This window comes from Streptomyces justiciae (assembly GCF_015163075.1).
Classification (GTDB): Bacteria; Actinomycetota; Actinomycetes; order Streptomycetales; family Streptomycetaceae; genus Streptomyces; species Streptomyces justiciae.
The window spans coordinates 44,487-63,909 of sequence record NZ_JADDXU010000020.1 but is presented as its reverse complement, the minus strand read 5'-3'; the positions used below and the strand labels follow the sequence as shown (position 1 = coordinate 63,909).

Below are 19,423 nucleotides of genomic sequence, written 5' to 3'. Positions count from 1 at the left end.
GTCAGCCCCACTTCATCTCGCCCTTGGCGACCTTCGCACCGATCTGCGCGGCGATCAGCATGCCGTTGTCGGGGTAGCGGGCGACGAGGGCCTCGGTGAGCGCGGCGCCGTCGGCGGCCTTGCCGAGCTCCTCCTCGAAGGCGACGAGGTAGTCGCGGGTGGCGGTGATGGCGGAGGCGTCGGCGGCGGTGCCGGGGAGGCGGTGGCCCGGGACGACGAGCGCGGGCTCCAGGGCGGCCATCTCGTCCAGGAGCTTGATCCAGGCGGCGCGGGAGGCGGGGGTGGCGGTGTCGGCGACCCAGACGTGCTCCTGCTGGAAGAGCAGGACGCCGCCGAGGAGGGCACGGTGCTCGGCCTGCCACAGGTAGTGGCGGTCGGACAGCTCGGGGACGCCGCCCTTGAGCTCGAAGCGGTGGCCTTCGAGGGTGAGGTCGCCGGTCAGGGGCTCGAGGTCGACGAGGCGGGTGGGGAGGTTGGGGCCGAGGGCGGCCCAGGCCTTGAGCTTGCCCTCGTAGGAGTGCTTGATGTGCTCGATGACGATCGGGGTCGCGACGAACTTCGCCTCGGGGAAGGCGTCGGCGACGACCTCGGCGCCGAAGTAGAAGTCGGGGTCGCCGTGAGAGACGAACACGGTGGTGAGCGTCTTGCCGGAGTCGAGGATCTCGGCGACGAGGCGGTGGCCGTCCGCGCGGGTGAAGGCGGCGTCGACCAGGAGGGCCTCGGTCTCGCCGGTGACGAGGGTGGCGGTCTTGTTCTTGCTGCCGGCCGGGAAGTCGAGGTCGAGGACCTTGAAGTCGAGGGTGCTCATCGAGGGCTCCTTGCGGGGAGGGGTGGGGACGGGGAAGTCAGTGGATGCGGACGGACGCGAGCCGCCGGTCGACGTCGTCGGCGGTGGCGTGGCCGTGCGCGAGGACGGTGACGAGGTCGCCGTCGAAGCCGAGGAGGGTGGGGAAGCCGGTGACGCCCAGTTCGGCCGACCGGCGGAAGTCGGCCTCGGCAGCGTCGTCGGCCGCGGGCGCCTCGAAGGCGGCGACGACGGCAGCGGCGTCCAGACCGGCGGCCTCGGCGACGGTCCGGTAGGTGGCGGGGTCGGAAAGGCTCAGGCCGTCGACGTAGAAGGCCCGCTGGAGGGCGACGGCGAGCTCGGCTGCCCGGTCCGGGGCGGCCTGGCGCAGGGCGGCGACCCCGCGGGCGGCGGCCTCGGAGTCCATCACGAAGGAGCCGTCGGCGATCAGCCGGTCGTAGGCGGGCCCGAACTCGGCGCCGGTCAGCTCGGCGATCTGGGCGTTGGCGCCCTGGACGTAGCCGAACTCCCGGATCGGCACCCGGCGCGACCCGGTGAACAGGCCGCCCGAGACGACCTCGACGGGCAGCTCGGGGTGGCGGGAGACGACCTCGCGCAGGGTGCCGGAGAAACCGTGCGACCAGCCGCAGTAGGCGTCGAAGACGTAGACGAGCTTCATCGAGGACCTCGGCAAAGGGTGGGGGCGCCCGCCGGACGCGAGCAGTTCACCTGACAGAACAGTAACTGATCCGTCAGATATTTCCCTGAGGAGATGACCGGCGATGTGACAGCCGCCACACCTGAGCGCCGATTGTCAGTGAACCAACGTCGCCCAGGGCCCGCAGCTCGAACCCCACCGACCTGGGCCGAGGCGGCCCGCAGCCTCGAACCCTGCGCCCGCCCGCCTCAGGGCAGCCGAGGCAGCACATCCCGCGCCGAGTGGCTCAGGATGCGCAGGTCCTCGGCGAACCGGTCGTGGTCCTCGGGCGGCAGCGGCGCCAGGAAGTAGCGCCGGATGTTCTCCACGTGCACCCGCGAGGCCCGTACCGCCGTCCGCTCCCCCAGCTCGGTCAGCCGTACCAGCTTCCCGCGCCGGTCACCGGGGTCCTCGGCGCGCTCGACGAGCCCCGCCGCCTCCATCCGGTCGACGAGCCGGGTGGCACCGCCGGTCGTCAGCACCTGCTCCTGGGCGACGGCCCGCATGGACAGCCCGGCCCCCTCGGCCCGTCCGAGGATGAGCAGCACCTCGAACATGAGGTGGCTGATCCCGCACTCCTCCTCCAGGGCCCGGCCCAGGATGTACTCCAGCCGGTTGGCCGCCCCCTGAAGCCGCCCGAAGGCCAGCACCAGCGGATTGTCGGCGGCCTCCTTGGCCGAAGAGATCTCCGCCCGCTCGTCCACGTCCCCGCCGCCCTTCCCGTCTGCCGTGTGCAGTCCCCCGATCATGCCGTGTACGGCGCCCGGCCTGCCCGCCGGTGTCTACGCGGGCCCGAACACAGGCGGCCGCAGGTAGTCCCCCGCGGGCCCGACGTCACCCTCCTCCCAGGCGGGGTCGTACGCACACGGAACACTCGCGCCGCCCATGAAGTACTCGCGGTCCCGGAACCAGGTGAAGGACATCCGCTCGTCGCCGCCGTCCCGCTGCACGAACAGGCTCCAGTCCTGCCCGTTCGTGCCCTCCCGGTACGACGTGACCTCCCAGCCCTCGTCCCGCAACCGCTCGTGCAGCCGCCGCAGCCCGGGCACGGCCTGGCTCGCCGGCACATGGTCCAGGGCCCAGGCGTGGCTCATCGTGTAGGCGCCGTCGACGGTCCTGTCGTCCATGCCCAGCAGCCCCCCGTCGTAGCAGAACCCGGAGTCGAAGGTGTTCTCCGTGCTGACGCCGACCTTCTCGACGCCCGGCCGCACGGTCCGCGTGAACCCCAGGACGTCGTACGCCTCCTGGGACCGTTCGAAGGCGCGGTCCGCCATCTCCTCGGGCGCGACGCGGGGGTAGTCCGTCGACCCCGCCGAACCCCAGGCGAGCCCGACGAACAGCAGGACGACGACACCGAGCAGGGCGACCAGCGCGACACAGCCACAGCCGAGCGCACCGGCGCCGGAGGGGCGGGAAGGGGAGGCGTTCGAGGACATGGAAGGACGCTAAGCCGCCCCCGGGCCTCACCGGATGGGCGCGATCACTCGCCCCGCCCTGGGTACAGGTACTCATCCGCGACCTCCGCCAGCACGGTGAAGTGCCGCGCCCCACCACCGCCCTCCAGTTCATCGAGTACGGCGACGGCCAGATCCTCGGCACTGATCCACGACCGCCCACCCGCGTCGGTGAGCAACGTGTCGGTTCCGCGCCGATAACGCCCGGTCCGCTCCCCCGGCTCCAACAGCCCGGGCGGACTCAGATAGACCCAGTCAGCCCCGAAGTGCCCTTCGCACACCCGAAGTTGAGCAACCCCGGCCTCGGCGACGGCCCGCAGCGCATCCGGCACATACACAGGGTCATGGGCGACCAACAGCTCCCCCTCCCCCGGGCTGCGCAGGGCCCCGGCACCGCCGACCACGAGCACCCGGGCACCGAGCCGCGCGGCGGCGTCGAGCACAGTACGGGTCACCCCCACGAGAAACTCCTCGTCGGCCGGATGACTCCGCACGGCAAGGACAACGGCGTCCGCACCGGATCCCACGAGCACCTCGGCAAGGGCGGCCGAGTCACCGGCGTCGACCGCGACCCCGGTGTCACCGTCCCCCACCGTCTCTCCCTTCCGCGACAAGGCGAGCACCCGATGCCCCCGCGCCCCGGCCTCGGCGACCACCCGACGCCCGACCATCCCGGTGGCACCGAGCACGGCAACGGTCATGTCAGTCCTCATCAACGTCTCCCCCTCCACTTGCCCCACCCCGGGGCATCCAGTTGCGCCGCGAGCATCGCGGCCAGCGCCAGCACGAACCCGAGGGTCTGCGGCAGACTCAGCGACTCGCCCAGTACGACGCCCACGACGGCGGCGACCAGCGGGGACAGCAGCACCAGCGGGGCCGAGGCGCCGACCGGCAGCCTGCCGATCCCGCGGGACCACAGCATGTGGGCGATGAGCCCGCCCATGCTGCCGAGCCACAGATAACCGGCGACGGCCCCGGAGTCGATCCGCTGAGGCACCCCCTCGCCGACCAAAACAAGCGGCACCAACGCCAGCCCCCCGCCCACGAGTTGCCAACTCGCCAACGCCAACGGCCCGACCCCGGCCGGCCGCCCCCAGCGCTTCAGCAGCACGATCCCGGCGGCCATGGACGCCGTACCACCGAGCCCCGCCACCACCCCCACGACATCCAGCCGCGCCCCCGGCCCGAGCACGACGAGCCCGACCCCGACGACACCGGCCACACCCCAGGCCCAGCGCCAGAGGGTCGGCCGGTCGTGCAGCACGGCGGCGGCGATCCCGGCGACCAGCAGGGGCTGGGTCGCGCCGAGGGTGGCGGCGACTCCGCCGGGAAGCCGTTCGGCGGCGACGAACAACAGGGGATACAGGGCACCGATGTTGAGCACGCCGAGCACCGCCGCCTTCCACCACCACGCCCCGCGCGGCAGCACCCGGGTCAGGGCGAGCCCGACCAGTCCGGCGGGCAGGGCACGCATCAGCCCGGAGAACAACGGGTGCCCGGGCGGCAGCAGTTCGGTGGTCACGGCGTACGTGGTGCCCCAGGCGGCCGGGGCCAGCGCGGTGAGCGCGACGTTGGAGGCCTGCCGAACCTGCGAGGTGCCCGGCGGCCGTTCGAGCAAGGCAGTCATAGGCCGAGTGTCAACGCGAAGACCAATGAATCCAAAGCATCATTGAGATGGCAGCGATGCACGCCACACATACATAATGCCGACCATGGACCTCCAGCAGATGCGCTACGTCGTAGCGGTCGCCGAAACCCGCAACTTCACCCGAGCCGCGGAACATTGCGACGTCGTCCAGTCATCCCTCAGCCACCGAATCGCGGGCCTGGAAAGGGAGTTGGGCGTGAAGCTCTTCGCCCGCACGAGCCGACGCGTCGAACTCACCAGCGCGGGCGAGGCGTTCGTCACCGCGGCACGCGAGTGCCTGGCCGCGGCCGACCGCGCGGCGGCCGACGCCGCGGCCGCGACGGGGGTGGTACGGGGCCGGCTCGCCGTGGGCGTGATCGTGACGACGGCCGCGGTGGACGTACCGGAGCTGCTCCAGCGTTACCGGGCGCGGCACCCGCAGGTCCGGGTCGACCTGCGCTCCGGCCGCAGCGACGCCCTGGCGGCGGCCGTCCGGAACGGCAAGCTGGACATCGCGTTCCTGGGCCTGCCGGAGAGCCAGCGCCCCACGGACGTGGAGGCCCTGGCCCTGGACCACGACAAGCACGCCCTCCTCGTCCCGGCCGGACACCCCCTGGCCGGCACACCCCAGGTCACCCTGCGTCAGATCGCCGACGAGACCTTCGTGGACTTCGTCTCCGGCACCCCCGCCCGCGCTCAGTCCGACCAGGCGTTCGCCGCCGCGGGCCTGACCCGCGACGTCGCCTACGAGGCCGGAGTCGTCGAGCTGATCACCCGCCTGGTCGCCCGAGGCCTGGGCGTGGCACTCCTCCCCTCAGCCTTCATCACCCCGCTCGCAGCGGCGGACCCGGCCCTGGCCCTGATCCCGGTGGCCGACGGCCCACGCCGCATCGAGTACCTGATCTGGAGCCGCTTCAACCCGAGCCCGGCGACGAGGGCGATGCTCAAGGTCCTCGGCGTCCCGGACTGACCGTCACCTGACCCCGACGGTCCGCAGCACGGCAAGTGCCAACGTCCGTGCCACGCCCACCACTTCCCCCACGGAGACACACTCGCGCGCACTGTGGGCGACCTCGATGTCCCCCGGCCCGTACTGCAAGGCAGGCACCCCGGCCCCCGCATACAACCGAAGATCGCTCCCATAGGTGGCCCCCCGCTCCCGCAGAGCTCCACCACCCCCCGAATCCCGATACGCGTCCCGCAACACCCCAACCAACGGATGCCCCTCCGGCAGCCGCCCACTGGCGAACTGCCCCCCAGGCCAGCTCACCTGCACAGGATGCTCCCGCAACCACGGATCACGACCGCACACTTCCCCCACCCACTGCTCGAACTCCTCCCGAGCAGCGGCCGGTTCCTCCCCGATCCGCACCCCGAGCCGCCCCTCCGCCACCAGCACATCGGGCACACTGCTCGCCCAGTCCCCGGCCCGCACGGTCCCCACGGACAGCGCGTACGGGATCGGATACTCGGCGAGCAACGGATGCGGCTCCCGATTACGCAGCGCCTCCAACTCCCCCAACGCCCGATGCACCCCCACATACGCATCGACGGCACTGACCCCCTTCTCCCGCGAACTGGCATGCGCGGCAAGCCCCTTGACAGTCAGCCGAAAGGTGAGCGCCCCCGCGTTGGCGGTGACCAGCGTCCCCCCGGTCGGCTCCCCGATGACGCACACATCACCCCCGTACCCCCGCTGCAAGGTGCCGAAGGCACCCAGCCCCCCGTCCTCCTCCCCCACGACAAAATGCACCCCGACCCGCCCCCGAAGCCGCACCCCGGCATCCCGCAACGCCCCCAACACAGCCAACTGCGCGGCAATCCCACCCTTCATGTCACAGGCCCCCCGCCCATGAACAACATCCCCAACCACCCGAGGCACAAAGGGATCCCCCACCCAAGCCCCCAGATCCCCACCCGGCACCACATCAACATGCCCCTGCAACACGAACAGGGGCCCGTCCCCACCCTCACCCAGATGCCCGACCAGCCCCCAAGCCTCCTCACGAGGTGCTTCGGTCCCGGGAAACTCAGGATGCGCACGCAAGGCATCGAGATCCATACGCCACAGATCAACATCGAGCTCCAGAAGCTCCAGCCGCCGAGCCAACAGCTGCTGAATCTCCCCCTCAGCCGCACTACCGGTCACACTCGGAACGGCGATGAGCTCCATCAACGTACGCCCGACAGCAGCCTCATCAATGGCATCGAGCACGGCAGCTTCATGATCGAGCAACACGGCGGGCCTCCCGGGAAACGGATGATGCAACGCCCCATCCCTCCCCAGGTGGCACGGCCCCGCAAGCGCGCAACGGCGGGAAGGGGACGTGTCGGGGGGTGTCCGCCCGCAGCGGTTGGCGCGTCAACACGGGCGCCTTATCTGAACGCCCGATTCCGCGCCGTTCCGAGGACGGACACCCCCCGGCACGGCCCCGACCCCCAACGAACCGAACCGCGCAAACGCGAACCCGAACGCACCCGCACCCGCACCCGCACCCGCGGCTCAGACCCCGCCCCCCACGGTGAACCCGATAACCATCCCGCCCCCGTCCCGCCGAACGGCGAACGGCGCACCCCCATGCGCCAACGCAACCTCCCGCACGATCGACAGCCCCAGCCCAGACCCCGGCAACGACCGAGCATCCGCAGCCCGATAGAACCGATCAAAGACCCGCACGAGATCCTCGTCCCCCATCCCGGGCCCCCGATCCAGCACCTCCACCCGCACCACCCCGGCCCGCGCAGGCCCAGCCACCCGAATCTCCACCGGCCCCCGCCCCTCCCGGTCGAACTTCACCGCGTTCTCCACGAGGTTGGACACCGCCCGGGTCAACATCCCCGGCCGCCCATCGGTCGACGTGTCCCCGCTGGCCCGCACGAGGATCTCCCGCCCGGTACGCCGCCGAGCCACCCCCGCCACGTCCTCCGCGATGTCGGCGAGATCCACCCGCTGAGGCGGCTCGGTATCAGACTGCCCGGCGGCCAGCTCGACCAACTCATTGACCAAATCAGTGAGTTCCCGCGCCTCCTGCCCAAGGTCGGCAACCAACTCCTCCCGAGTCTCAGGAGGCAACTCGTCGATCCGCCGCAACAGCGAGATATTGGTCCGCAACGAGGTCAACGGCGTACGAAGCTCATGCCCGGCGTCCTGCACCAGCCGCCGCTGATCCTCCTCCGACTGCGCGAGCCTCCCGAGCATCCGGTCGAAGGCCCGCCCGAGCCGCCCCACCTCGTCATAACCCGTCACCGGCACCTGAACTCCCAGCCGCCGAGTACGAGCGACGTCCTCCGCAGCACCCGTAAGAACAACCAATCGCCGAGTGATCCGCCGAGCCAGCCACCACCCGAACAACCCGGCACCCACCACCACGGCCGCCATGAGAATGAGCGTCCGCTGCTGAAGCGCCTGCAACAGATCCTCGGTGTCACTGAACTCCTGGGCGACCTGCACGGCCCCCCGCCCACCCCCGAGCGACACGGTCGCCACGCGATACACGTCGCTGCCGACGTCGACGTCCTTGTGCTCGGTCAGCTCCCCGGCGTCGGAGGCCCGCGCGACAACCCGATCCGCATCGGTGACCGGCAGCCCAGGACTACCGGGATCGACGACGGACCCGTCCGCCCCCAGCACCTGCACGTCCGTACGGGCAGGCCGCACCAGATCATGCCCCGGCGCCGACGACGAGAAGTCCTCCGGCGACATCCGGTGCTGCCGCACCTCGTCCCGCAGATCCTGCACGACCTCGTCGAACACGGACTGCTGGTCGACGCGGACCAGCCGGGCGGCCGCGCTGTAGGAGAGGATGCCGACGAGCACGGTGACGGCGGCGGTGACGGCCGCGAAGGAGACGGCGAACGTGGTCCCGAGGGACACCAGCCCGGGCCGCCGCCGACGCAGCAGCCGCGCGAGGCGTCCCACTCAGTCCTCCCGCAGCACGTACCCCACGCCGCGCACGGTGTGGATCAGCTGCGGCGCCCCCGGCTCGTCGAGCTTGCGCCGCAGATAGCCGACGTAGACGGCGAGGTTCTTCGACCCGGGCCCGAAGTCGTAGCCCCAGATCCGGTCGTAGATGGTCGAGTGGTCGAGCACGATCCCGGCGTTGCGGACGAGCAGCTCCAGCAGCTCGAACTCGGTACGGGTCAGCTCCAGCTCCCGCCCGTCCCGCCAGGCCCGCCGCGCCTGCGGATCCATCCGCAGCCCGGCGGCTTCGAGATACCGCTCGGGTACGACCTTCTGGGCCACGTCGACAGGCCCGGAACCCGCAGCTCCGTTCGCCCCACCGGGAGAGCCCCCACTCGCGCTCCCGCTCACCCCCGCACCACCCGTCCGCCGCAACAGCGCCCGCAGCCGGGCGAAGACCTCTTCGACGTCGAACGGCTTCAGCACATAGTCGTCGGCGCCCGCGTCAAGGCCGGCGATCCGGTCCTGGGTCTCCACGAGCGCCGTCAGCATCAGGATCGGCGTCCGGTCGCCCTCGGCCCGCAGCACCCGGCACACCTGGAGCCCGTCGATGCCGGGCATCATCACGTCGAGGACCAGCACGTCCGGCGGGGTGCGGTGGGCCTGCGCGAGCGCCTCGACCCCGTCGGCGACCGCGGTGACCCGGTAGCCCTCCAGGGTGAGGGCGCGCTCCAGCGCATGACGGATGGCGCGGTCGTCTTCGGCGAGCAGCACGGTCTGAGGCACGCCTCCATACTGCCAAGGCATCCGCCGGTTCAGCCGGGTGAGCGACCCGACGATCAGCCTTTTTACCCCTCTCTCACCGTCACAGAGGCAACCGCACCCCGTACCCCTACCGTCTTCTCACCGCTTGGGCGCCAGCGCGGCCAGCTGCTCGGCGAAGGGCACGACCTCGAACCCAGCGTCGCCCCCGCCCCGCGCAGCCGGCACCTCCGAAGCCGCACGCGACGTACCCGGCGACTCCACAGCCGCACCCGCCGCACCCGACGCACCCGCCGCACCCGCCGCACCCACCGCCGACCTCCCCGAGACCGACAACGACGACGACAACCCCGCCATCAGCCCCGCCAGCTCCCCCGCAGCCCGCTCGATCCGCCCCTCCAGCCCCTCCGCGCCCCAGTCCTCGGACGCGGCGTAGACGGCGGTCGGCACGACCACGGCCCGCAGGTAGGCGAACAGCGGCCGCAGCGCGTGCTCCAGCACGAGTGAGTGCCGCGCGCTGCCCCCGGTCGCGGCGACGAGCACCGGCTTCCCGACCAGCGCGTCCTTGTCGAGGACGTCGAAGAAGGACTTGAACAGCCCGCTGTACGAGGCGGAGAACACCGGCGTGACGACGATCAGCCCGTCGGCCCCGGCCACCGCCTCCTGCGCGGCGGCCAGTGCCTTGCCCGGGAACCCGTTGGTGAAGAAATGCGCGATCTCCACGGCGAGCTCCCGCAGCTCGACGACCCGCACGTCGACGGGTGTCTCCCGCTTCACGGCCGTGGCCAGCCGATCGGCGAGCAACCGCGTGGACGAGGGCACGCTCAGCCCCGCCGAGACGACGACAAGCTTCATGACGACACAGTCTCCTTCTTCACGGCGGCCAGCAGCGACGCATGGGTAGGCGCCTCCGGCACATCGTCCGGGCGTCCCTTAGCGAACTCCTCGCGCAGCACCGGAACGACCTCCTCGCCGAGGATGTCGAGCTGTTCGAGGACCGTCTTCAGCGGCAGCCCGGCGTGGTCCACCAGGAACAGCTGGCGCTGGTAGTCACCGGCGTACTCGCGGAAGGCCAGCGTCTTCTCGATGACCTCCTGCGGCGAGCCCACGGTCAGCGGCGTCTGGTCGGTGAAGTCCTCCAGGGACGGTCCGTGTCCGTACACGGGCGCGTTGTCGAAGTACGGCCGGAACTCCCGTACCGCGTCCTGCGACCTGGCCCGCATGAACACCTGCCCGCCGAGGCCGACGATGGCCTGCTCGGGGGTGCCGTGCCCGTAGTGGGCGTACCGCGTCCGGTACAGCTCGACCATCCGCTTGGTGTGGTCGGCCGGCCAGAAGATGTTGTTGTGGAAGAAGCCGTCGCCGTAGAAGGCGGCCTGCTCGGCGATCTCGGGCGAGCGGATGGAGCCGTGCCAGACGAACGGCGGTACGTCGTCCAGCGGCCGCGGGGTGGAGGTGAACCCCTGGAGCGGCGTACGGAACTTCCCCTCCCAGTCGACGACGTCCTCGCGCCACAGCCGGCGCAGCAGGGCGTAGTTCTCGACGGCGAGGTTGATGCCCTGCCGGATGTCCTGCCCGAACCACGGGTAGACCGGCCCGGTGTTCCCGCGCCCCATCATCAGGTCGACGCGCCCGTCGGCCAGGTGCTGGAGCATCGCGAAGTCCTCGGCGATCTTCACGGGGTCGTTGGTGGTGATGAGGGTCGTGGAGGTGGACAGCACGAGCCGCTCGGTCTGGGCGGCGATGTAGCCGAGCATGGTGGTCGGCGAGGACGGCACGAAGGGCGGGTTGTGGTGCTCGCCGGTCGCGAAGACGTCGAGCCCGACCTCCTCGGCCTTCAGCGCGATGGCGACCATGGCCTTGATGCGCTCGCGCTCGGTCGGCGTCCGGCCCGTGGTGGGGTCCGGAGTGACGTCACCGACGCTGAAAATCCCGAACTGCATGGCCGATCATCCTCCAAGTTGTTGACCGTTCAACTATACCCCTGAACGACCACCACGCCCCCGCTATTCCTCAGCCGCGCTCCCCCTCTCCCCGGGCGGCCGCGCGCGAGCCGACCAGCAGCAGACACAGGACGGCGACCCCCGCGATCACCCCGGTGAGGAGCAGCAGCGGGTCCAGCGGGCGGGCCGCGGAGGCGGCGGCCTGGGCGTCGATCGCGGCCGGCTGCGTGGCCGCGGAGGCGCTGGGGGACGGGGTGTCCGGCGAGGCGGGGACGGCGGCCTCGGCCGAAGACGACTCCTTAGACGACTCCTCGGAGTGGCTCATGTGCCGGGACGGCTCCGCCGAGGCGGCGGGCCGGGTGGTGCGGGCCTGGGTCGGGGCGGAGGTCGTCGGGTGCTGGTGCTGGTGCTGGGTCGGAGCGGGCGCCGCGGCCGGCTTCACCACCAGCTGGGCGGTCATGTCCGGGTGCACCGTGCAGACGTAGCCGTAGCTCCCCGCGGTGGTGAAGGTGTGGCTCCAGCTGCCGCCCTTGTTCAGCATCGGCGAGTGGACGGAGGCGGGGCCGGAGGTGGTCTTCACGTCGTGCGGGGCCTGGTCCTGGTTGGTCCAGGTGACGGTGTCCCCGGCGGTGATGGTGAGCGACCGGGGGCTGAACGCGTACCCGGACATGAGGACCTGGTGGGTGGCGGCCTCGGCCGGGGAGGCGGGCAGCACGGTGCAGGGCGCGGCCACGAGGAAGGCGGCGAGCAGGGTGCGCGGGACGGTCAGGCGGGGCATGTGAACTCCGCGGCGACGAGCAGCCGGATGCGGGCTGCGGGGCGGGTGCGGGGCAGGGTGAGGCCGGTCTTGCGGCGCAGCGGCCGGTACGACAGCCGGAGCGTGCCGAGGACCAGCAGCCGGTCGGCGGTGCGCTCGACGACACGGAAGCCGAACACGACCTCGGCCGGGCCGGCCAGGGCGAGTTCACCGGGGACGTGCAGCCGGGTGGCCTCGTCGGTGGGCGTGAGGCTGGTGCTGACGAAGGTGAGCGTCCTGCCGGCGAGCAGCCGGCCGGCCAGCTCCAGGCTCAGCACGCAGTCGTCGGAGTCGGGCGCCACGGTCAGGGTCGCGTCCAGGGCGGTGAGCCGGCGGCGCAGTGTCGTCAACGGGCCCAGACGCGCGGTCAGTTCGACGATGCAGCGGTCCGGAGCGGCCCCGTAGGTGCCGGGGTCGGGCAGCCAGTCGGGCCCCGGCCGGGGCGGCGGCAGCGTGGCTGTGGGCAGAGTCTCGGTGGTCATCTCGGCACCTCGTTGGAAGAATCAGGAGAGCGGCGGGCCGGCCGACTGCGACTCGGCCAGCCCGTCGCGTTCGCGTCCTGCCGTGGGGACGTCAGCAGGAGTTGGTGACGTAGTCCTCGGTCGGGGCGAGCAGGTGCTCGGCCCAGACGGTGTGCATCTTGATGTAGGAGTCGACGTTGAGCAGGTCCGCGACCTGCTGCCCCAGCGACTCCTCCAGGTGCGCCGAGTTGATGTGCTGCAACAGCACGCTCAGGGTGTCGTCCGAGACGCTGCCGACGCCGTTCACCGCGGGCGTGAGGATCGACTCCAGCCACACGGTGTGCATCTTGAGGTAGCTGTCCAGTTCGAGCGCGTCCTTCACCTGCTGCCCCGGGGACTCCTCCAGGTGCGCCGAGTTGAGGTGCCGCAGGATCGGCAGCAGCACCTGCTGGACGCTGACGCAACTCTCGTCGCCGCCGCCACCTCCGCCGGTCGAACCCCCTGTCGAACCACCGGTGGACCCGCCGGTCGAACCCCCGGTGGAGCCACCCGTGCCGCCACCCGTGGACCCGCCGGTCGAACCCCCCGTGCTACCGCCCGTCGACCCGCCCGTGCTGCCGCCCGTCGACCCGCCGCTCGAACCGCCGGAGGAGCCCGAGTCGTCGTCGGCGACCACCGTGATCGAGGCCGTCATGTCTGGGTGGACCGCGCAGTAGTACTCGTAGGTACCGGCCTTGGTGAAGGTGTACGACCAGCTGTCGCCCTTCTGCAGGTTCCCGGAGTCGAACTTCGCCGGGCCGCTGGTGGTGGTCACCGTGTGCGGAGCGGTGTCCTCGTTGACCCACTTCACGGTGTCGCCGACCTTCACCGTCAGCTTCGGCTGGGCGTACTTGTAGTCCTTGATCTCGATGGTGTGGTCGGCCGCGTCGGCCTCGGTGGCCGAGTGGTCCATGTCCGCCATCGGCTGGGCCGCGGCGGCGGGTGCCGCGTGCTGCGGGGTCGCGGCCCCGGCGGACGCCTGGAGCAGGCCGAGCCCGGCGACGGCCGCGAGGCCCGCGCCCAGACCGGTGGCCAGCAGCACGCGGTTGCCCGCCCGGGACCGCCGCTGGTGCGACGCGGGTGCGGTGGTTTCCTCTGTGTGCATGGTGGTGCGTCTCCCTTGTGAGGTCCCCGATGCGGGGAGGGGGTGGGACAGGCGCCGGTCAGCGGCCGGGAGCGGACGTGACCAGCAGACTCGTCGCGGCGAGGACGACGAGGACGAGCCCCGTCTCGGCCGCGACCGAGTGGACGAAGGGCCGTACGGTGGCGCGGTCGCCGCGCAGCAGTACGGCGATGTCGAGCCGCGTCCGCACCCAGCCGCGGCTGAGGTGCGCGAGGGCCAACACCGAGAGCAGTACGGCCAGTTTGACCAGCAGCAGCCGCCCGTACCCGGTGCCGACCAGGGCGTCGTACGACCCGACGACCTGCCAGGTGAGCACCGCGCCGGCTGCCACGATCGCCGCGACCGACCCCCCGGCCAGCGCCGAGTAGCCGGAGACCACGGCCGACAGCTCCTCGGGCCGGCGCCGGGGCAGCACCCCGAGCAGCAGCAGGGTCAGACCGCCGAGCCACAGCGAGACGCCGAGCAGATGGACCAGGTCGGCAACCGCTCCCCAACCGGGGTGGTCCCCCTCGGAGTTGTGGCCGGCCATGCCGGTCGTACGGAGCAGTCCGAGCGCCACCGCCAGGGCGCCGACGCGCCAGCCGGGCGAGCGGGCGGCCCGGTCGCCGCCCTGCAGGACGGAGGCCAGCACGACGGCCGCGAGCACCCACATCAGCACCCGGCAGGCGGCGACGACACCGACCTCGGTGGCCGACAGGTCCGCGTAGGTGGAGCGTCGGAACACATCGGCGAGCGTGCCCATCGCCCCGTACGCGCTCTGCAACCCCGGCGTGAGCAGGCTCGCCGCGAAACCTGCGGCCCAGGCGAGGGTGAGGATGCGGCGGGTACGCCGGTCGGTGGTGCCCTGCGGCCACAGCAGCGCGAGGAACGCCAGGCCGCCGACGTAGAGGGCGAGGGCGAGGTAGCCGACCCAGCGGGCGGTGATCCAGGCCGTGTGCACGGTCCCGTCCGGTTGCAGTACCGCCGGCGCGGCGGTGTCGGCCGGGGCCTTCGCGGTGAGCGGGAAGGAGAGCGTGCCGGAGGTGGAGTGCCCGTCCTCCATGTCAAGTACCTGCCAAACCAATGTGAGTCGGTCCTGGCCGGTGCTTTTCTTGGGGACGGTGACCCGGATGGCATCGTTGCCACTCCCCCGGGACGCCGCGAGCCGCTTGCCCGCCGCCTCGATGTGGACGTCGCCCGGTTCGACGGGCTCGCTGAAGACCAGCTCCACGGTGGCCGGGGTGTGGGTGAGCCGGGCACCGTTCCCCGGGGTGGACGACTCCAGCTCCGTATGGGCCGAGGCGGCCGGCGCGGCGAGGAACAGCAGCGCGAGGGCGGCCAGGAGACCGCCGAGCAGGGACGCGACGCGGCGGCTCACGGGAGCAGCCCCGTCAGCAGCGAGGGCGAGGCCGCGACACCGACGCAGGGAGCGTCCGCCGACGAGGAGGACAAGAGCGAGGTCGAGGAAGAGGGCGAGGTGGAGGAAGAGGGCGAGGGGGACGGCGACGGCGACGGGCTCGCCGAAGCCGGGGCGAGCAGACCGTCCAGCAGGCCGGTCACGGGGGTCACCACCCCGTTCAACACCGGCTGTACGAGGCGGACTTCACCCTCGTCACAGCCGTCGGAGGAGGTGGGTGACGGGGTCGGCGAAGGGGAGGGGGAGGGGGAAGGGGACCCGTTTCCGGACCCGCCGGTACCGGTACCGCCCGTGCCGTGATCGTGGTCCCCGCCGCTCCCACCCCCACCCGCGTCGGACGGGACACCGACCACGGGAATCCCGCCACCACTCCGCCCGGTCCAGTAACCGCCCGCCGACCCGGCCCCCGTATTTCCGGCGGAGGCGTCGGACGGGCCGGTCTCGGAGCGGGAAGTGGGCTCGCGGGCGGGCGCTTCCGAGGCCGGCGGCGCCGCGGTGTCGACGGTCGGCGGTGTGGATACGCCGATGCCGGAGGCGTATCCGAGTATGACGACGACGGCCGCGACAAGTGTGCCCGCGACTATTTCGTCCCGGTGGTCTCCTGGCCAGGATGCCCTGGCGAAGAAGGACATGGGTCCCTCCTGACGCTGTGCGTGAACAACGGTGACCAGGAGTGCACTGCCGGGACGATTCCCTTCCGCTACACGTCAGTTAATCGATCGTTTCGTTGCCTCATTTCGACCTGGGGGGTGTCTGTGAGAACGGACCTTGCCACCCCAATGCGTGCAATGCATTTCGTGAAGAAAAGGAAGAGCCGGTGAATTCGAACGGGCGCGGCATTTCATTCTTCACCGAATATCCGTGAATGCATATGCCCCGCCCTCCGCCCCCTTGGCGACGAAGGAGGCCCCCCCCCCGCCAGAAGATCCCGGTTGACACGAGCCGAACCCGTCTCTCATATTTACCTGCGTGACGCAGACACTGCACAACACAGCAAGCAAGAAGCCGGACGGTCTCCCCGCCCGCACCCGCTGGGCGATCCTGGCCGTGATCCTCGCGGCCGACGTCCTCGACCTCCTCGACGCGACGATCACCAACGTCGCCGCCCCGACCATCACCGCCGACCTCGGCGGCGGCCCGGCCCTGGTCCAGTGGCTGGGCGCCGCCTACGCACTCGCCCTCGGCGTGCTGCTCGTCCCCGGCGGACGCCTCGGCGACAAGTACGGCCGCCGCAGGATGTTCCTGATCGGCCTCGCCGGTTTCGTCGCCGCCTCCCTGGCCTGCGGCCTCGCCCCCACCCCCGCCACCCTGGTGGCCGCCCGCCTGATCCAGGGCGCCTTCGGGGCCCTCGTCATCCCGCAGGGCTTCGGCATCCTCGGCGCGACGTGGCCCCGCGACCAGATCGGCAAGGCCTTCGCCCTGTTCGGCCCCGCGATGGGTCTCTCCGCCGTCGGCGGCCCGGTCCTGGCCGGTTTCCTCGTCGACGCCGACCTCGCGGGCCTCGGCTGGCGCCCCATGTTCCTGATCAACCTGCTCCTGGGCGGCGCCGCACTCCTCGCCGCCGCCCGCCTGCTCCCCCGCGACACCGGCGACCGCTCCGTCTCCGTGGACGGCCCCGGCTCCGCCCTCCTCGCCGGCGCGATGCTCGGCGTCCTGGGCGGCCTGATCGACGGCTCGGCCAACGCCTGGACGAGCCGCCCCCTGACCCTCCTGCTCCTCGGCGTGGCCGCCTTCGCCGCCTTCTGCCACCGCCAGCGCACCGCGGCCCACCCCCTGATCGAGCCGTCACTCCTGCGCAACCGCGGCTTCGCGGCGGGCCTCACCCTCGGCATCGCCGCGTTCGCCGCGACGTCCGGCCTCCTCTACGTCATCTCCCTCTTCCTCCAGCAGGACCTGGGCCGCACCCCCGCCGACACCGCGCTGGGCCTGATCCCGCTGACCCTCGGCATAGTGATCGCCTCGATCGCCTGCCACGGCCTGATCCACACCTACGGCCGCCGCCTGGCCGTGACGGGCCTGCTGATCCTCCTGGCAGGCTGCGTCTGGCTCCTGCTCCAGATCCACAACACCGGCTCGCACACCACCAGTTGGCAGCTGCTCACCCCCCTCGTGATCCTCGGCATCGGAATGGGCACCTGCTTCGGCACGATCTACGACCTCACGATCGGCGACATCGCCCCCTCGGAGGCGGGAAGCGCCAGCGGCTCCCTGAACGCGGTCCAGCAACTCGCCAACGCCATGGGCGCAGCAACGGTGACGACGGTGTACTTCCACAGCAACGGCGAGTGGAGCCTGCTGGCGGTGACAGCGGCGGTGGCGGCCTGCCTGCCCTTGGCAGCGCTACTGCCGCGCACCCCTCAAAAGGAAGGCCACCACTGACCCACCCAGGGGCGCGGGGAACTGCGCGACAAGCCACACTCAACCCGCACCCGCCAACCAACAGGACCCCCCCGAGCTCCTAGGCACCCGGCACGAGCACAACCCGCCCCCGAACCCCACCCCCCGCCAACACCGCATGAGCCTTCCGTGCATCCTCCAGCGAGAACGCCTCCGCAACCCGCAAGCTCAGCACCCCGGAATCCACCAGTCCCGCCAACTCCGCAAGCCGCCCACCATCGGCCTGCACCTCAACAGCCGTAGCCCGAACCCCCCGAACCCCCTCAGGAGCAACCTGCGGAATAACCCCCACATACGCCCCTCCGTCCCGCACCCACTCAAGCGCCGGCGCCCCAAGAACGGCCGCATCCAGCACCGCGTCGAACGCCCCGTCCCGCCCCTCCACCACAAACTCCGCAGCCCCCAGCGACCGCACCAACTCCTCGTCCCCCGCCCGAGCCAGCCCCGTCACCACAACCCCCCGCTGAGCAGCGAGCTGCACGGCAAACCCCCCGACGGCCCCCGCGGCCCCGGTCACCAGCAACGACGACCCCGCCGACAGCCCCAGCAGATCCAGCGCCTGCGCAGCGGTAAGCCCGTTCAACGGCAAGGTCGCCGCCTCCACCGCCCCCACCGTCCGAGGCGCGAGCGCCACCGCGTCCGTGGGCACGACGACGTACTCCGCATGCGTCCCGAGCGGCTTCACCATCCCGTAGTCCAGGGCGACCACCTCGTCCCCCACACTCCAGGCGCTGGCCACGCCCACCGCGTCCACGGTCCCGGCGACATCCCACCCCAGCCCGATCCGCTTCCCCGCGCCCCCGAAGACGCCCTGCCGCACCCCGGCGTCGACGGGGTTCACCGTGGCCGCCGCCACCTTGATCCGCACCTCGCGCGCCCCCGGCTCGGGCACCTCCGTCTCCACGACCTCGACGACCTCGGGCCCACCGAACGCGTTCACGACCGCAGCACGCATGACTGCCAACTCCCTTGAGAAAACCGGCTGTTAACGACCGCCGAGGACCTCGGCGACCGCGTTCCATCTGCCGGCAACCCTAGGAAGAGCTACTATCTCCTGGTAAGTAGTTACCTGAGAGTGCGTATGTCCCCCAGAGGTGAGCCATGGCGACCATGACGGCGGCCCAGCGACGCGAACAGGCCCGCATCGAGTACGACGCGTTCATCAAGGGCTGCCCCACCAACCAGCTCCTGGACCGCCTCAGCGACAAGTGGGTCAGCCTCGTCGTCTCCGCCCTCGCCGGCGGCACCATGCGCTACAGCGACCTCGGCCGGAAGATCGCGGGCGTGAGCCCCAAGATGCTGACGCAGACCCTGCGTTCACTGGAACGCGACGGCATCCTGGCCCGCACGGTCACCCCGTCCGTCCCGGTCCGCGTCGACTACGAACTCACCCCGCTCGGCCACAGCCTGGCCCTGCTCCTGACCGCGGTGAAGGACTGGGCGGAGACCCACATCGACGAGGTCCACGAGGCCCGCGAACGCTACGACACCCAGGACGAGCAGGTCGCCTAGAGCCTGACCCGCTGGACAGGCCTAGACGTCCCCGGCCCGGAGCCGGGCCACCTGCGCCGCGCTGAACTCCGTCGTCCGCCTCATGTGGTCGACGATCAGCGCGAGTTCACCGGCGTCGAGGTCGTCGAACAGGGCGGTCCAGCCGTCCCCGAGCCGGTCCCACACCCGCCCGAACTCGACAATCTTCTCCGGCACGGTGGTCACCAGCACCCGCCGCCGGTCGACCACGTCCCGCTCCCGCACCACGTACCCGGCCCGCTCAAGGCGGTCCACGAGCCGCGTCGCGGACCCAGTGGTCAGCCCCGTCAGCTCGGCGATCCGCCCCGTCGTCACCGGACCGCCCTCCAGGGTCAGCAGGTTCAGACACTGCAGATCGGTGGGGTGCAGGCCGAGATGGTCGGCGAGCGCCTGGTTGAAGAGGGCGTACGAGGCCATGTACCGACGGGACACGACCGACAGCTCCTCCAACGCCCGCTCACGCGCCGCTCCACCCATACCGCCCGCACCTCCGTCGTCTGCGCCGTGCAGAAA

The 19,423-nt window shown here is 71.4% G+C and carries 20 protein-coding genes; 3 read left to right on the top strand and 17 right to left on the bottom strand.

The features are described from left to right. Position 1: 1 nt before the first annotated feature. From IQ210_RS39005 to IQ210_RS38980, 6 genes are all read right to left on the bottom strand, one after another. Positions 2–808, bottom strand: coding sequence for an MBL fold metallo-hydrolase (locus IQ210_RS39005; RefSeq protein WP_194084003.1), 807 nt, complete (start codon positions 806–808; stop codon positions 2–4). Between the two features lie 37 nt (positions 809–845). Then, positions 846–1,463, bottom strand: a complete 618-nt coding sequence (locus IQ210_RS39000; protein WP_194084002.1) for a DsbA family protein — start codon at positions 1,461–1,463, stop codon at positions 846–848. Between the two features lie 227 nt (positions 1,464–1,690). Continuing rightward, entirely contained in the window at positions 1,691–2,185 is a 495-nt protein-coding gene (locus IQ210_RS38995) for a MarR family winged helix-turn-helix transcriptional regulator (protein ID WP_194084083.1), read from the bottom strand. Between the two features lie 78 nt (positions 2,186–2,263). Further along, entirely contained in the window at positions 2,264–2,917 is a 654-nt protein-coding gene (locus IQ210_RS38990) for a hypothetical protein (RefSeq protein ID WP_194084001.1), read from the bottom strand. Between the two features lie 44 nt (positions 2,918–2,961). After that, a complete protein-coding gene (locus IQ210_RS38985) occupies positions 2,962–3,636 on the bottom strand; it encodes an NAD(P)-dependent oxidoreductase (protein ID WP_194084000.1) in 675 nt (224 codons plus the stop codon). An 11-nt stretch (positions 3,637–3,647) separates the two neighbouring features. After that, positions 3,648–4,562 carry an EamA family transporter gene (locus IQ210_RS38980; protein ID WP_194083999.1) on the bottom strand — a complete coding sequence of 305 codons (915 nt, stop codon included), beginning with the start codon at positions 4,560–4,562 and terminating at the stop codon, positions 3,648–3,650. 85 nt (positions 4,563–4,647) lie between these two features. Here IQ210_RS38980 and IQ210_RS38975 point away from each other — a divergent pair, with 85 nt between their 5' ends. Next, entirely contained in the window at positions 4,648–5,532 is an 885-nt protein-coding gene (locus IQ210_RS38975; protein ID WP_194083998.1) for a LysR family transcriptional regulator, read from the top strand. Positions 5,533–5,535: 3 nt separating this feature from the next. Here IQ210_RS38975 and IQ210_RS38970 read toward each other — a convergent pair whose 3' ends face one another. The 9 genes from IQ210_RS38970 to IQ210_RS38930 form a co-directional block, all read right to left on the bottom strand. Beyond that, complete coding sequence (locus IQ210_RS38970; RefSeq protein ID WP_322657778.1) at positions 5,536–6,801, bottom strand: ArgE/DapE family deacylase; 1,266 nt, start codon at positions 6,799–6,801, stop codon at positions 5,536–5,538. Between the two features lie 264 nt (positions 6,802–7,065). Next, complete coding sequence (locus tag IQ210_RS38965) at positions 7,066–8,481, bottom strand: HAMP domain-containing sensor histidine kinase (protein ID WP_194083997.1); 1,416 nt, start codon at positions 8,479–8,481, stop codon at positions 7,066–7,068. Beyond that, entirely contained in the window at positions 8,482–9,249 is a 768-nt protein-coding gene (locus tag IQ210_RS38960; RefSeq protein WP_194083996.1) for a response regulator transcription factor, read from the bottom strand. Positions 9,250–9,366: 117 nt separating this feature from the next. Continuing rightward, positions 9,367–10,080, bottom strand: coding sequence for a CE1759 family FMN reductase (locus tag IQ210_RS38955; RefSeq protein ID WP_194083995.1), 714 nt, complete (start codon positions 10,078–10,080; stop codon positions 9,367–9,369). Further along, positions 10,077–11,168 carry an LLM class flavin-dependent oxidoreductase gene (locus tag IQ210_RS38950; RefSeq protein ID WP_194083994.1) on the bottom strand — a complete coding sequence of 364 codons (1,092 nt, stop codon included), beginning with the start codon at positions 11,166–11,168 and terminating at the stop codon, positions 10,077–10,079. Before IQ210_RS38950 ends, IQ210_RS38955 begins: the two co-directional genes overlap by 4 nt. Positions 11,169–11,238: 70 nt before the next feature. After that, positions 11,239–11,946 carry a cupredoxin domain-containing protein gene (locus tag IQ210_RS38945; RefSeq protein WP_194083993.1) on the bottom strand — a complete coding sequence of 236 codons (708 nt, stop codon included), beginning with the start codon at positions 11,944–11,946 and terminating at the stop codon, positions 11,239–11,241. Further along, a complete protein-coding gene (locus IQ210_RS38940; protein ID WP_194083992.1) occupies positions 11,934–12,446 on the bottom strand; it encodes a hypothetical protein in 513 nt (170 codons plus the stop codon). The genes IQ210_RS38945 and IQ210_RS38940 overlap by 13 nt, the downstream gene beginning before the upstream one ends. Before the next feature lie 91 nt (positions 12,447–12,537). Further along, positions 12,538–13,569 carry a cupredoxin domain-containing protein gene (locus IQ210_RS38935; protein ID WP_194083991.1) on the bottom strand — a complete coding sequence of 344 codons (1,032 nt, stop codon included), beginning with the start codon at positions 13,567–13,569 and terminating at the stop codon, positions 12,538–12,540. A gap of 58 nt (positions 13,570–13,627) precedes the next feature. Then, a complete protein-coding gene (locus tag IQ210_RS38930) occupies positions 13,628–14,944 on the bottom strand; it encodes a copper resistance CopC/CopD family protein (protein WP_256782264.1) in 1,317 nt (438 codons plus the stop codon). 1,008 nt (positions 14,945–15,952) lie between these two features. On the opposite strand from IQ210_RS38930, the gene IQ210_RS38925 reads away from it, so the two are divergent. Beyond that, entirely contained in the window at positions 15,953–17,362 is a 1,410-nt protein-coding gene (locus tag IQ210_RS38925) for an MFS transporter (RefSeq protein ID WP_194083990.1), read from the top strand. A 79-nt stretch (positions 17,363–17,441) separates the two neighbouring features. On the opposite strand, the gene IQ210_RS38920 is transcribed toward IQ210_RS38925, so the two are convergent. Then, positions 17,442–18,335 (bottom strand): NADP-dependent oxidoreductase, encoded by an 894-nt coding sequence (locus IQ210_RS38920; protein ID WP_194083989.1) that lies wholly within the window; start codon positions 18,333–18,335, stop codon positions 17,442–17,444. A 146-nt stretch (positions 18,336–18,481) separates the two neighbouring features. Here IQ210_RS38920 and IQ210_RS38915 point away from each other — a divergent pair, with 146 nt between their 5' ends. After that, positions 18,482–18,892 carry a winged helix-turn-helix transcriptional regulator gene (locus IQ210_RS38915; RefSeq protein WP_194083988.1) on the top strand — a complete coding sequence of 137 codons (411 nt, stop codon included), beginning with the start codon at positions 18,482–18,484 and terminating at the stop codon, positions 18,890–18,892. A gap of 21 nt (positions 18,893–18,913) precedes the next feature. Here IQ210_RS38915 and IQ210_RS38910 read toward each other — a convergent pair whose 3' ends face one another. Next, positions 18,914–19,387, bottom strand: coding sequence for a MarR family winged helix-turn-helix transcriptional regulator (locus IQ210_RS38910; RefSeq protein WP_194083987.1), 474 nt, complete (start codon positions 19,385–19,387; stop codon positions 18,914–18,916). Positions 19,388–19,423 lie beyond the last annotated feature (36 nt).

Excerpts from the sequence above, each read along its gene's own strand:
- IQ210_RS39005 (WP_194084003.1), bottom strand. The coding sequence starts at position 808 with ATGAGCACCCTCGACTTCAAGGTCCTCGACCTCGACTTCCCGGCCGGC.
- IQ210_RS39000 (WP_194084002.1), bottom strand. The coding sequence starts at position 1,463 with ATGAAGCTCGTCTACGTCTTCGACGCCTACTGCGGCTGGTCGCACGGT.
- IQ210_RS38990 (WP_194084001.1), bottom strand. The coding sequence starts at position 2,917 with ATGTCCTCGAACGCCTCCCCTTCCCGCCCCTCCGGCGCCGGTGCGCTC.
- IQ210_RS38985 (WP_194084000.1), bottom strand. The coding sequence starts at position 3,636 with ATGACCGTTGCCGTGCTCGGTGCCACCGGGATGGTCGGGCGTCGGGTG.
- IQ210_RS38980 (WP_194083999.1), bottom strand. The coding sequence starts at position 4,562 with ATGACTGCCTTGCTCGAACGGCCGCCGGGCACCTCGCAGGTTCGGCAG.
- IQ210_RS38975 (WP_194083998.1), top strand. The coding sequence starts at position 4,648 with ATGGACCTCCAGCAGATGCGCTACGTCGTAGCGGTCGCCGAAACCCGC.
- IQ210_RS38955 (WP_194083995.1), bottom strand. The coding sequence starts at position 10,080 with ATGAAGCTTGTCGTCGTCTCGGCGGGGCTGAGCGTGCCCTCGTCCACG.
- IQ210_RS38950 (WP_194083994.1), bottom strand. The coding sequence starts at position 11,168 with ATGCAGTTCGGGATTTTCAGCGTCGGTGACGTCACTCCGGACCCCACC.
- IQ210_RS38945 (WP_194083993.1), bottom strand. The coding sequence starts at position 11,946 with ATGCCCCGCCTGACCGTCCCGCGCACCCTGCTCGCCGCCTTCCTCGTG.
- IQ210_RS38940 (WP_194083992.1), bottom strand. The coding sequence starts at position 12,446 with ATGACCACCGAGACTCTGCCCACAGCCACGCTGCCGCCGCCCCGGCCG.
- IQ210_RS38935 (WP_194083991.1), bottom strand. The coding sequence starts at position 13,569 with ATGCACACAGAGGAAACCACCGCACCCGCGTCGCACCAGCGGCGGTCC.
- IQ210_RS38920 (WP_194083989.1), bottom strand. The coding sequence starts at position 18,335 with ATGCGTGCTGCGGTCGTGAACGCGTTCGGTGGGCCCGAGGTCGTCGAG.
- IQ210_RS38915 (WP_194083988.1), top strand. The coding sequence starts at position 18,482 with ATGGCGACCATGACGGCGGCCCAGCGACGCGAACAGGCCCGCATCGAG.
- IQ210_RS38910 (WP_194083987.1), bottom strand. The coding sequence starts at position 19,387 with ATGGGTGGAGCGGCGCGTGAGCGGGCGTTGGAGGAGCTGTCGGTCGTG.